This is a genomic window from Halomonas sp. FeN2, assembly GCF_020595105.1.
In the GTDB taxonomy this organism is placed as follows: Bacteria; Pseudomonadota; Gammaproteobacteria; order Pseudomonadales; family Halomonadaceae; genus Vreelandella; species Vreelandella neptunia.
Window position 1 is genome coordinate 1,373,166 of record NZ_CP074200.1, and the last position, 12,453, is coordinate 1,385,618.

Genomic DNA, 12,453 nt, shown 5'->3' on the forward strand with positions numbered 1-12,453 from the left:
GCATGCAAAAGCGCCCATGCGTTAAGCAGCACGGGCGCTACATGCTTTTAGCAGGCTCAGCCTTAAGCTATCTATGGCCTTCAAGCTATGGACTTCAAGCTATGATCTTCAATTCATGCATTGAAGTTAAGCATCCGCTCAAGGGGCTTTAAAGCCTGCAGGCGCAGCGCTTCATCCACCTGAATTTCTCCACTTCCCTTGCGCAACGCACCCGCCAGGTTATCCAGCGCGTTCATGGCCATCCAGGGGCAGTGCGCGCAGCTGCGGCAAGTAGCACCGTTGCCTGCCGTCGGCGCTTCAAACAGCGTTTTATCCGGTACCGCCTGCTGCATCTTGAAAAAGATGCCCCTATCCGTCGCTACAATCAGCTTATCGTTGGGCAGCTCTTTCGCGGCCTTAATCAACTGCGAGGTGGAGCCTGCCACGTCCGCCAGTTTTACTACTGACTCAGGCGACTCGGGATGCACCAGTACCGCGGCATCTGGATAGATGCGCTTCAGGTCTTCAACGCCCTTGGCCTTAAACTCTTCATGAACGATACAGGCACCGTCCCACATCAGCATATCGGCGCCGGTTTTGCTCTGGATATAGCCGCCCAAATGCTTATCGGGCGCCCAGAGAATTTTCTCGCCCTTGGCCTGCAGGTGCTCAATCACCTCGACTGCAATCGACGAAGTCACCACCCAGTCTGCCCGTGCCTTAACGGCTGCAGAGGTATTGGCATACACCACTACGGTACGGTCAGGGTGGGCATCACAGAAGGCGCTGAACTCATCGGCGGGACAGCCAATATCCAGCGAGCAGGTGGCTTCCAAGGTGGGCATCAACACGCGCTTTTCAGGCGAAAGGATCTTGGCGGTTTCGCCCATAAAGCGGACACCGGCGACGACCAGCGTGGTGGCTTCGTGGCGAGCACCAAAGCGCGCCATCTCCAGCGAGTCAGCGACACAGCCACCGGTCTCTTCCGCCAGCTGCTGAATAGCATCATCGGTGTAATAGTGTGCGACCAAAACGGCGTTATGGGCCTTCAACAGTCGTTTGATCTCTTCAACCCGGGCCTGATCTTCCGCCGGAATGCGGGTCGGGCAGTAGGCTGTGGGTAGCGGAGCCTCAAGCTTCGCTTGAGTAGTCATAATAGTCATTGTGTCTACCACTGTGACGAACAGGGAATCCCCCTGTTAAACACTGGGCTACGGCGCAGTACGTCTTGCACATGCGCCGCTCGTAAGGGCGATGAGCCGCTGCGTCTCTCGCGATGGCCATCGCTTAAAATCTGTTCTGAACAGATTTATTCTAAACCATTTTGGCGGGGAATAGCGTTTGACTGCAAACAGAATGTCACACACAGCAAAACACCCCTGGCAGCTAAACTGCCAGGGGCGTTGAATTTGGTGGGTCGTGCAGGATTCGAACCTGCGACCAATTGATTAAAAGTCAACTGCTCTACCAACTGAGCTAACGACCCAAACTTGCTGTGCTGTTCACTGACCAGCTTTGCTAAACGTACTGTTACTACACATACCTTAAACGTTCATCACCGAGTTCAAACTGACTTTTTCCAAACTGATCAGTCGTTTGAATGGTGGGTCGTGCAGGATTCGAACCTGCGACCAATTGATTAAAAGTCAACTGCTCTACCAACTGAGCTAACGACCCGCCTGAACGGATGCATATCCTACGCTTACACCTTATTGATAGCAAGCGTTTTTTCTCTTTCACTCTACAATAATGAACCATTTGCGTACCTGCTAGCGTCACTCAATGCTGACAGGCACGCTTATCAGCCTAACTGCTAACGACTGACCACCAAGCGGTTCAACAGGCTCTGCAAGGCGCGCGTTTAGCGCGCCTTGCTCTTCGGTTTGCGCAGTGCCTGTACCGGCTTACGCTTGTGCTTATCGCGGTTCCAGCGATTCTTCTCATCTGGCGTCAGGGCGGGCACTTTGCGGCTCTCTAAGTTAGCCAGCGTGGCCAAGTCATCCACTTCATCCTGGCTAAGCTCGACCCATTCGCCGGCTTTCGCCCGCTTATCAAGGAAGATGTTGCCGTAACGTACGCGTTTAAGGCGACTAACCGTCAGCGCCTGAGATTCCCAAAGACGACGCACTTCGCGGTTACGCCCTTCCAGAATCACCACGTGGAACCAAGTGTTGATACCTTCGCCACCAAACTCCTGAACATCGGTAAAGCGCGCCGGGCCATCTTCAAGCATGACCCCATCGACCATGGCCATGATATGCTCACGCTTCACTTCACCCATCACGCGAACCGCATACTCGCGCTCCACCTGGGTAGAGGGGTGCATCAAACGGTTGGCCAGCTCACCGTCGGTAGTGAACAGCAGCAAACCGCTGGTGTTGATATCCAGGCGACCGATCGCAATCCAGCGCTCGCCTTTAAGGCGCGGCAAACGGTCAAACACCGTGCGGCGGCCTTCTGGATCCTTGCGGGTGCACAGCTCGCCTTCCGGCTTGTTGTACATAATCACCCGGCGCGGCACTTCTTCTTCTGGTCGCAGTGCCACCGGACGGTCATCAAAACTGACTTTGTCCCGCGCTTCAACGCGGTCGCCCAGCTTAGCCACTTGGCTGTTCACTTTAACACGGCCGGCGGAAATCGCCGTTTCCATCTCACGACGCGAGCCAAGGCCTGCACGGGCCAAGACTTTTTGCAGCTTTTCGCTGGCGGGGGGCGTGGTGTTATTACTCTGACTCATGGTCGTCTGACCTCACATCGGTAGTCTCCGTGCTTTCGCGCTCGTTTTGTTGGCGCTTGGCACGTGCCGCGAGCCGAGCCTGTAGGTCGGCAAAGCTCAGCGGCTGGGTTAACGCCGTCTCGGCGTGCGTGTCGGCTATCTCAGCCGAGGTTATCTGTTCTTTCTGGGGTGGCGCATCCTGCACCGTTTTGATCGTTTCGTCTAGTGCTTCATCGTCTGAACCGGGGTCATTTTCTTCCTGAATGCCAGTACCCTTCGTCACCCCCGGCTCTTCAGGTAGTTCGTTTTCGTCCCAGCTTGCCAGGGTGTGCATGGGCGGCAACGCATCGAGGGTTTTTAACCCAAAATCGTCTAAAAAGCTGCGTGTAGTGGCGTATACCGCCGGACGACCGGGCACATCACGATGACCAACCACCCGAATCCAGCCGCGCTCTGCCAAGGTGCGCATAATGGAGCTACTTACGCTGACCCCACGCACCTCTTCAATATCCCCACGAGTAACCGGCTGCCGATAGGCAATTAACGCCAGCGTTTCCAGCAGCGCCCGCGAGTAGCGCTGGGGGCGCTCATCCCATAACCGCGACACCCACTGGGAAAGCCGCGGACGAATGCGCAGCTGATAGCCCGAGACCGTTTCCAGCAACTCCAGAGCACCGCCGGAATGGCGCTGCTGCAAACGTTCCAGGACGTCACGGAACTCTCTGCGCGTTGGGCATTCGCCCTCCAGAAAAAGCGTTTCCAAGCGCTCAAGGGGCAAGGGTTCGCCTGCGGCCAGCAGTGCGGCTTCAACAATGTCATCTAAAACAGTGTCATCTAACGCGGTGACGGCGTTACTCATGGCGCCTCCTCGCCAGGTTCAAAAGCGGACTCGCCATAGGCATCCTCATCTATCTCGCTCTCATCAAAAGCGCTCTCCTCGCCGTCAGCAAGGGCAGCGCGCCGCGCGCGCACGTGAATTGGCGACAGCGGCGCATTTTGGACAATTTCAATCATGGCTTCTTTGGCTAGCTCAAGAATCGCCATAAATGTGACCACCACGCCGGCGCGCCCCTCTTCTAAAGTAAATAGCGCTTCAAAGGGGGTATAGCGCTGATGGGCGTCATCGTGACTTAGCTGCTCCATAATCCTGAGCATGCGCTCGCGAGTAGAGAGTACTTCACGACTGATCTGGTGGGCCTGCACCAGCTCGGCGCGCTTGAGGATATCGGAGAGCGCGCTGAGCAATTCATCCAATTCCACCTCAGGGTGAATCACACGGGATTCCAGTGGCGGTAAGCCCGCCTGCACGCTGAACCAGTCACGCCCCATACGCGGCAGTGTATCCAGCGTCTCTGCTGCCTCTTTAAGGCGTTCGTACTCTTGCAGACGGCGAATAAGCTCAGCGCGTGGATCCTCCTCGTCATCGCCCTCAGCCTTCGGCGGACGGGGCAACAAGGTGCGCGACTTGATCTCAGCGAGCATAGCGGCCATGAGCAGATACTCCCCCGCCAGTTCGATCTCCATAGCCTTCATCAGCTCCACGTACTCGATGTACTGGTGGGTGATGGTCGCTACGTTAATGGTCAGAATGTCCAGGTTTTGGCGGCGAATCAGGTAGAGCAACAGATCCAGTGGGCCTTCAAAGGTCTCTAGAAATACCCGTAGCGCCTCGGGAGGAATGTATAAATCCTCCGGCATTTGCGTAATCGGCTCATCAAACAGACGCCCAAACGAGGCTGCCACTGGCTCGGTGGGTTCGGGATCAGGGCTCTCTATATCAACAGTAGCGCTTGGCGTCTCGCTCACGCGGGTCGGCTCTCTTGAAAAGTGGAAATCAGCACAGGCAGACAGTTTAGCAAACTCAGCGACATTCGCGTCTCTCTATCAAGAGGGTAAAACTAGCGTGATTACCCCGCCTCCACCGCTTTGCGGTAACGGCCAGCATAGTCAAACAGCTTGTCACGGATTTGGAAATGGCGCCCCACTTTGCGGCCTACGACGAAATCAGGATGGCGTAGGCGGCGCTGTTCGGCGACGACTTCCTCGGCGCTTAGCGGCTGCCATTTACCTCCCGGTGCGCGCAGATGGTAGCGCAGAAAGGCGGCATAGAAAGCGCGCCGCTGAGCGGGGGTTTCCAGCGCGTACCACTCGGAAAGATGGGTGCCATCTTCGTCATGATAGGTGACTTTTAAGCGCGGCAGGCCGCGGCCGTTGGTGGTCGCTTCCAGCTGCATACCGCTTACCCGCAGTACCTTGGCGTCTTTCAGCTTTAGGGCGTCTTTGAGTTTATCATCCGCGTCTACCAGTAGTTTTTCGCAACCATGGCAGCGGCGAGCAGCAATATCATTCTCGGCGCCGCACTCATCGCAGACTTTGAAGCGGAACCTGAAGTCGCATTGGCGCCGCTTTCCTTCATCATCTTCAATTAGCCCCTGACAGCGACGACCAAAGTGCTCAATCACTAAATCACCGTCGCGCTTACCCCAGTAAAGATTGGCATGACCGCAGTCAGGGCACTCTACCTGAACCGGTTCGCTGTCACTATCCGGCTTCGGCTCACCCACTTCCGGTGCGTAGATATCCCAGGGGTTCCCGGCGTAATCCAGAATCAGGCAGTCGCTCTTGCCCGGCGACAGACGCAGCCCTCTGCCCACCATCTGCTGGTAGAGACTCACCGATTCGGTAGGCCGCAAAATGGCGATCAAATCCACGTGGGGAGCATCGAAACCGGTGGTCAACACCGCCACGTTCACCAGGTATTTCAACTCCCGCGCTTTAAAGGCATCGATCAGCGCAGTGCGCTCTTTAGACGGAGTTGCGCCTGTGATTAACGCGGCATCTGCCCGGGGTAAATAACCGATGATTTCTTCAGCGTGGGCCACGGTGGCGGCAAAAATCATCACCCCCTGGCGATCAACCGCGCGCTCGACGATTTGCCCGATAATGCCCGGCGTTGCACGGCTCCCCGCCACCACACGATTAAGTTCTTCCTCTTGGAACAGGCCGCTTGAAGAGGGTTTGAGTGCAGAGAAGTCGTAGCCCTCAATCGCCATATCCAGGCGCTTGGGCGCGGCGAGGTACCCCTGCTTTACCATCAGACGCAGCGGCTGCTCGAAGACGCAGTCACGAAAAAAACTCTCTTCACTGCCCCGCACCATGCCGTGATGGTGGCGGTAATAAATAACCCCCTGCCCCAAACGGTACGGCGTAGCGGTTAGCCCGAGTATTTTAAGCTGCGGATTGTGCTGGCGCAGGTGCTCAATCACCTGACGATAGCTAGCGTCTTCGTTGAGCGATACGCGATGGCTCTCATCGATGACCAGCAGGGTAAAATTAGCGTCGTTAAAGCTCTCCAGGTTACGCACCACCGACTGCACCGAGCCAAATACCACTTGGCGACTCGCCTCTTTGCGCTTTAAACCAGCGCTAAAAATGTCCGCCTCAAGCCCATACGCCTGATATTTAGCGTGGTTCTGCTCTACCAGTTCACGCACATGGGCCAGCACCAGCACGCGCCCACGCGCTAATCTTGCCAGCTCAGCAATTACCAGGGATTTACCGCTACCGGTGGGTAGCACGACCAAAGCCGGATCGCTGGAAGCGCGAAAGTGCACTACCACGCGCTTGACCGCCTCCTGCTGATAGGGGCGAAGCTGGGGTGTTAGTGAAGGGGCTTGTGAGGAGCTAGGTGTCGACAAATTAATTAGCCCGTTACTGAACCATTACGACTTTCGTCGCGTCGTAGTAGTGATGGTTTAAATAATCCCTGAACTCGCAATGTTTATCAGCGAGAAGAGAATAGTGAGGTGAGCCATGACTACCAACCATTTCAGCCCTGAGTGCCCGGAATGCAGCAGTCGCTTAAAACGCCTTCCCGCCACGCGGCGTGGCAAAGCCCATGTGTTCTGCATGGATTGCGGACATGATTTTGGGCGCTTTGAATACCTCGTTGAGCGCTACCGGTTAGAGCTTGAAACGCTGGAGGCTAAACTAGGATTGCCGCCCGAAGGAGCTGATAAAACTCCGGCTAGCGCTCCCCAGCGGCACTCTTAATGACTGTTGTCACGACTCGCGTAACTGCTAACGGCGGAAAAAATCCGCCGTTAGCATGGGCGCTTAGGCCCAACGCACTATCGGGAGCATTACTGGAATCAGTTGAGCCACACCCGAGCGTTGCGGAATAGCCGCAGCCAGGCGCCATCTTCAGTCCACTCTGCCGGGCGCCAGGAGTTGGTGACCGCTCGAGCAACGCGCTCGGGGTGGGGCATCATAATGGTCACCCGGCCATCCGGCGTGGTCAGGCCGGTAATGCCCGCAGGCGAGCCGTTAGGGTTTGCCGGGTAGCGCGTGGTCGCCTGGCCGTAGTTATCGATGTAGCGCAGGGCGATTTGGTTACTCGACTGCATGCTGCGCAGATGAGCGCTGTCGCGGAACTCCGCCTGCCCTTCACCATGAGCAACGGCGATAGGCAACTGAGAGCCTTCCATACCGGCCAGCAGAATCGAGGGACTCTTTTCAACCCGCACCATCGAAACCCGCGCCTCAAACTGCTCGGATTCGTTGCGCACGAAAGTCGGCCAGTTTTCAGCGCCAGGAATTAGCGATTTCAACTGCGAGAGCATTTGGCAACCGTTGCATACGCCCAGCGAGAAACTATCTTCACGGGCGAAGAAGGCCGCAAACTGCTCCTGGGCGCGCTCATTAAACAGCACCGACTTGGCCCAGCCACCGCCTGCGCCGAGCACGTCGCCGTAGGAGAAGCCACCGCAGGCCACAAGCCCTTTGAACTCTTCCAGCGAAACGCGTCCTTCCAGGATGTCGCTCATATGCACATCCACTGCCTCAAACCCGGCCTTATCGAAAGCCCAGGCCATTTCTACCTGGCCATTGACGCCCTGCTCACGTAGCACGGCCATGGCAGGCTTGGCAGTGTTAACGAACGGCGCGCTGATATCTTCATTAATATCGAAGGTGGGCGTGACAGATAGCCCCGGGTCGCGGATATCGAGCAGATTGTCGTATTCGTTCTTGGCGCATTCGGGGTTGTCGCGCAGCGCCTGCATACGGTAACTGGTTTCTGCCCAGGTACGCTGGGTAAGCTGGCGGGTGGTTTCCAGCAAGGGCTCTTCAAACAGTGTGACGCGCACTTGGTCATCGTAACGCGGGCGGGCGATAACGCCGCAGGTTTCGATACCTGCCACGGCAAACTGCGCCAGCACCTCTTCAGTGTGTTCACGATTGACCTGAATCACGGCACCCAGCTCTTCCGAGAATAGCGCGTTCAACGCCTCCACTGGCTCGTCGATCATCCAGTCGAGCTTGATCTCAAGCCCTGCGTGGGCAGCAAAGGCCATTTCCAGCAGCGTTACCAGCAGGCCGCCGTCGCTACGGTCATGATACGCCAGCAGCTTGCCGTCGCGGTTCAAACCCTGAATAACTTCGAAGAACGCTTTGATATCTTCCGGGTCGTCCACATCAGGGCAGTCATTGCCCACCTGGCCATACACCTGGGCCAAAGCGGAGCCACCCAACCGATTCTGACCGTTGCCCAGGTCGATCAAAATCAAATCCGACTCGTCTTGATCCAGATTGATCTGCGGCGTGAGCGTCGCCAGGGCGTTGGTCACCGGGGCAAAACCGGTCACCACTAGCGAAAGCGGCGAGGTGACGCTTTTGTCTTCGTGTTCACCCTCCTCTTTCTCATCGACCCAGGAAGTGCGCATCGACATGGAGTCTTTGCCCACCGGAATCGCAATGCCCAGCGCCGGGCACATTTCCATACCTACCGCATATACCGCATCGTAAAGGGCCTGATTTTCACCTGGGTGATCCGCCGCGCTCATCCAGTTAGCGGAGAGCTTGATATCGCTCAGCTTGGCAATCGGTGCTGCCGCCAAATTGGTAATCGCTTCGGCAACCGCTAAGCGAGCGCTGGCCGCAGGGTTGATCAAGGCGACCGGCGGACGCTCCCCCATGGCCATGGCTTCACCGGTGTGGGTATCAAAGCTTGCCGTGGTCACCGCCACATCGGCTACCGGCACCTGCCAGGGGCCAACCATCTGGTCGCGAGCCACCTGGCCGGTGATCGAGCGATCGCCAATGGTGATCAGGAAGCTTTTGGAGGCCACTGTGGGCAGACGCAGCACCCGATCCAGCGCTTCACGCAAGTCAAGGTTATCCAGCATTACACCGGAAAGCTCAGGGTCGTGACGCTCAAATTCGCGCTGCATCTTGGGCGCTTTGCCAAACAGTACACTCATCGGCAAATCCACCGGCTTGCTGTCAAAGTGGCCGTCGCGCACTTCAAGGTGGTGTGCTTCCAGCGCTTCGCCGACGACCGCATAGGGGCAGCGCTCGCGCTTACAAAGCGCGTCAAAGGTGTCCAAATCCTCGGGTGCAACCGCAAGTACGTAGCGCTCTTGCGCTTCGTTACACCAGATCTCCAGCGGGCTCATGCCCGGCTCCGCGTTAGGTACTGCGCGCAGATCAAAGCGGCCGCCACGGTTACCGTCTTTGACCAGCTCCGGCAGCGCATTGGAAAGCCCACCCGCGCCCACATCGTGGATAAAGCGGATCGGGTTATGATCACCCAGCGCCCAGCAGCGGTCGATCACTTCTTGAGCACGGCGTTCAATCTCAGGATTCTCACGCTGTACCGAAGCAAAATCCAAATCGGCGCTGGATGTGCCGGATGACATGCTGGAGGCTGCCCCGCCGCCCAAGCCAATCAACATCGCCGGGCCACCCATCACAATCAGCTTGCCGCCGACGGGGATATCGCCCTTCTGAACATGGTGGGCGCGAATATTGCCGTAACCGCCGGCGAGCATAATCGGCTTATGGAAGCCGCGACGCTCGATGCCGCCCTCGTTAAGCGACTCCTGCTCGTAGGTGCGGAAGTAGCCGGTTAAATTGGGTCGACCAAACTCATTATTAAACGCAGCGCCCCCGATGGGGCCATCGAGCATAATATTGAGCGCCGACTGCATCCGCTCGGGCTTGCCGTAATCAAACGCCTCCCAGGGCTGTACGAACTCAGGGATGCGTAGATTGGAAACGGTATAGCCTGAAAGGCCCGCTTTAGGCTTGCCGCCAATGCCGGTAGCACCTTCGTCACGGATTTCACCACCGGAGCCGGTCGCCGCCCCCGGGAAAGGGGCGATCGCGGTAGGGTGGTTGTGGGTCTCTACTTTCATCAGGATATGAATGGGTTCCTGATGAGTGGCGTAGAGTGCACGCTCGTCGTCAGCGCCTGTCAGCGGCGTGGCAAAGAAACGCCCGGCTTGGCTGCCCTTGATCACGGCGGCATTGTCGCTGTAAGCCGATAAGACGTTGTCCGGCGACGATGCAAAGGTATTCTTGATCATCTTGAAAAGCGAGTGGCTCTGCAGCTCGCCGTCGATCACCCAATCGGCGTTAAAGATTTTGTGACGGCAGTGCTCAGAGTTAGCTTGAGCAAACATCATCAGCTCAACGTCGCTGGGGTTACGCCCCAGCTCATTGAAAGCATCGACAAGATAGTCGATTTCATCTTCTGCCAGCGCCAGCCCCAGCGCCTGGTTGGCCGTTGCCAGCGCGTCACGCCCCCCCTCAAGAATATCCACACTGCCCAGCGGTGCCGGCTCGTGCTGGGTAAACAACTTAGCGGCGTCCGAGGCATCGGCTAGCACGGTTTCGGTCATACGGTCGTGCAGCAGTGCAGCCAGCGCGCCCAAACTCTCTTCGTCCGGCATAGCGGTGAAGCTGACCCGGTAATCGATGCCGCGCTCGATGCGGCTAATTTGGAGCAAGCCACAGTTGTGGGCGATATCGGTGGCTTTCGACGACCAGGGCGACTGGGTACCTAGACGCGGCACCACCAAAAAGCGCTGAGCACGCTCAGGAACCTCTACGTTTGAGTGAGTACCGTAATCCAGTAACTGCACCAAACGTTCGTGGGCAGCGTCATCTAACTCGTCGCGGCGGTCATGGGAGTGAACATCGATAAAATGAACATAGTGGGCAGACAGCGCTTCCACCTCGGGAACACGTTCACGCAGCACCGTTAACAGCCGAGCATGACGGAAGGCAGAAAGGGCGGGCGCGCCTCGCAGTTCGAGCATATCCAGAAGCCTCTAGAGCAGGGAAATTCGAGCAGGGAAATCACCGGGCCGCTATGCGACCATGCTTTTATGGTGCCGAAAATAGCCTATGATACTGGAAACCAGCCGCCACACGAAATCAACAAGGTGACAGCCTGCCCCTGGCTGGGTATCGTGGCAGCTTGTTTCATGCCGACAAGACGCCATGCTGACGTTGATTTGCCGACATTTTGTAGCCTGCGCCAGCGCTTATTATGCGCTGATAGCGATTATGCTTTTGTCGCTGGTCCCGACGCTCTCCCTGACTCCCCCCGGCGAGCACCTGACGCAGATCACTGCAAAAGATTTTATTACCGTTCATACCCGCAATACACCTACTACTTATTACGAGGGTCGCCAAGGCCCTACCGGCTTTGAGTACGAGCTGATGCACCGCTTTGCTGACTACCTTGGGGTAAGTCTTAACCTTAACGCTCGCCACCACCCTGAAAGCGTGCTGCCGGCGGTCCGGGAGAGCGGCGATCTGGGCGCGGCAGCGCTACCTCTACTCCCCAACCCTTCCGGCATTTACTACACCCGACCGATTATTCAAATGCAGCCGCTGGTGGTATACCGGCGCGGCCTTAATGGTATTAGTGAACCGAGCGACCTGGTCGGCCTGGAGCTTGGTACGCTTAGCGAAGCGGGCACCAGCGAAGCACTGCGCGACCTTCAGAATCGCCACCCAACGTTGAGCTGGAAAGAGTCCCATGAGTTGGAGGTGGCCGAACTACTCGCCCGGGTTGAGAATGGCACTTTGGACGCAGCGGTTATTTTTGAACACCAGTTCCGCTTAAATCGGCTGTTTTTCCCTAACGTAGAGCGTGGCTTTATTCTCGGTGATCCACTCTCCATGGCGTGGGCGGTGCCCAGTGGTCGAGGTTTGGGACTCCTTGAAGCCGCTAATCATTTTCTACAAGACCTGCAGGAGAGCGGCACACTGGATCGGCTGGTAAGCCGCTATTTTGGCCATGATGACTATTTAGAGTATGTCGGCACTCGCACCTTTCTTGATCACCTGGACGCGCGCCTACCTCGTTACACAGACCTTTTTCAACAGTCTGCTCGGGAAACAGGGTTTGATTGGAAATTACTAGCAGCCGTGGGCTACCAGGAGTCTCACTGGGATCCGGATGCAGTCTCGCCAACCGGGGTGCGCGGTTTGATGATGCTGACCAATCCCACCGCAAGCGAGATGGGCGTCAGTGACCGTACAGATCCGGCCCAGAGCATTGATGGCGGTGCCCGCTATTTACGCAGCATCAAGGAGCGCCTACCAGAAAGCATCACCGGTGACGACCGCCTGTTTATGGCCATGGCTGCCTATAATGTGGGCCTTGGTCATTTATACGACGCTCGCAAGATTGCTGAAATGCGCGGTGGCAACCCCGACAGCTGGGTGGATGTTCGCGCTGCGCTCCCCCTGTTACAGCAGCGTGAATGGCATAGCCAAACGCGTCACGGCTACGCCAGAGGTGGCGAGCCGGTGATATACGTTCGCAATATCCGCCGCTACTACGAAATGATTGAGTATGTTGAGCGTAGCCGCCAGCAGTTTTTCCAACTAGAACAAACGCCTGTCAACGATGATCCGCTGCTATTGTTCGAGCTTGTGCCGCCGCTTAATTAACGTGAGGA

8 protein-coding genes and 2 tRNA genes are annotated in these 12,453 nt (G+C 57.0%); 2 read left to right on the forward strand and 8 right to left on the reverse strand.

Features of this window, described 5'->3' with window-relative positions:
* Positions 1 to 113: 113 nt before the first annotated feature.
* The 7 genes from nadA to KF947_RS06470 all read right to left on the reverse strand — a co-directional run bounded on the left by nadA (position 114) and on the right by KF947_RS06470 (position 6,393).
* On the reverse strand, positions 114 to 1,142 hold the full coding sequence (nadA, locus tag KF947_RS06440) for a quinolinate synthase NadA (protein WP_227405759.1): 1,029 nt from the start codon (positions 1,140 to 1,142) through the stop codon (positions 114 to 116).
* A gap of 247 nt (positions 1,143 to 1,389) precedes the next feature.
* A tRNA-Lys gene (locus tag KF947_RS06445) sits at positions 1,390 to 1,465 on the reverse strand.
* 115 nt (positions 1,466 to 1,580) lie between these two features.
* Positions 1,581 to 1,656, reverse strand: a tRNA-Lys gene (locus tag KF947_RS06450).
* A gap of 184 nt (positions 1,657 to 1,840) precedes the next feature.
* Complete coding sequence (gene rluB / locus KF947_RS06455) at positions 1,841 to 2,716, reverse strand: 23S rRNA pseudouridine(2605) synthase RluB (protein WP_227405760.1); 876 nt, start codon at positions 2,714 to 2,716, stop codon at positions 1,841 to 1,843.
* Positions 2,703 to 3,554, reverse strand: coding sequence for an SMC-Scp complex subunit ScpB (gene scpB, locus KF947_RS06460; RefSeq protein ID WP_227405761.1), 852 nt, complete (start codon positions 3,552 to 3,554; stop codon positions 2,703 to 2,705). The genes rluB and scpB overlap by 14 nt, the downstream gene beginning before the upstream one ends.
* The gene (locus KF947_RS06465) at positions 3,551 to 4,501 is read right to left on the reverse strand and encodes a segregation and condensation protein A (protein ID WP_223288092.1); all 951 of its coding nucleotides are present in this window, start codon (positions 4,499 to 4,501) and stop codon (positions 3,551 to 3,553) included. The genes scpB and KF947_RS06465 overlap by 4 nt, the downstream gene beginning before the upstream one ends.
* 101 nt (positions 4,502 to 4,602) lie before the next feature.
* Positions 4,603 to 6,393, reverse strand: coding sequence for a DEAD/DEAH box helicase (locus tag KF947_RS06470; protein WP_227405762.1), 1,791 nt, complete (start codon positions 6,391 to 6,393; stop codon positions 4,603 to 4,605).
* A 115-nt stretch (positions 6,394 to 6,508) separates the two neighbouring features.
* Here KF947_RS06470 and KF947_RS06475 point away from each other — a divergent pair, with 115 nt between their 5' ends.
* Entirely contained in the window at positions 6,509 to 6,748 is a 240-nt protein-coding gene (locus KF947_RS06475) for a hypothetical protein (protein ID WP_133732120.1), read from the forward strand.
* Between the two features lie 98 nt (positions 6,749 to 6,846).
* Here the strand turns inward: KF947_RS06475 and purL are convergent, their stop codons facing one another.
* The gene (gene purL / locus KF947_RS06480) at positions 6,847 to 10,797 is read right to left on the reverse strand and encodes a phosphoribosylformylglycinamidine synthase (RefSeq protein ID WP_133732119.1); all 3,951 of its coding nucleotides are present in this window, start codon (positions 10,795 to 10,797) and stop codon (positions 6,847 to 6,849) included.
* Positions 10,798 to 10,981: 184 nt separating this feature from the next.
* Here purL and mltF point away from each other — a divergent pair, with 184 nt between their 5' ends.
* Positions 10,982 to 12,445 (forward strand): membrane-bound lytic murein transglycosylase MltF, encoded by a 1,464-nt coding sequence (gene mltF / locus KF947_RS06485; protein WP_133732118.1) that lies wholly within the window; start codon positions 10,982 to 10,984, stop codon positions 12,443 to 12,445.
* The last annotated feature ends 8 nt before the right edge of the window (positions 12,446 to 12,453 follow it).

What these genes read in the sequence shown, in the direction of transcription:
- purL (WP_133732119.1), bottom strand. Translation starts at nt 10,797, where the DNA reads ATGCTCGAACTGCGAGGCGCGCCCGCCCTTTCTGCCTTCCGTCATGCT.
- rluB (WP_227405760.1), bottom strand. Translation starts at nt 2,716, where the DNA reads ATGAGTCAGAGTAATAACACCACGCCCCCCGCCAGCGAAAAGCTGCAA.
- nadA (WP_227405759.1), bottom strand. Translation starts at nt 1,142, where the DNA reads ATGACTATTATGACTACTCAAGCGAAGCTTGAGGCTCCGCTACCCACA.
- scpB (WP_227405761.1), bottom strand. Translation starts at nt 3,554, where the DNA reads ATGAGTAACGCCGTCACCGCGTTAGATGACACTGTTTTAGATGACATT.
- KF947_RS06475 (WP_133732120.1), top strand. Translation starts at nt 6,509, where the DNA reads ATGACTACCAACCATTTCAGCCCTGAGTGCCCGGAATGCAGCAGTCGC.
- mltF (WP_133732118.1), top strand. Translation starts at nt 10,982, where the DNA reads ATGCTGACGTTGATTTGCCGACATTTTGTAGCCTGCGCCAGCGCTTAT.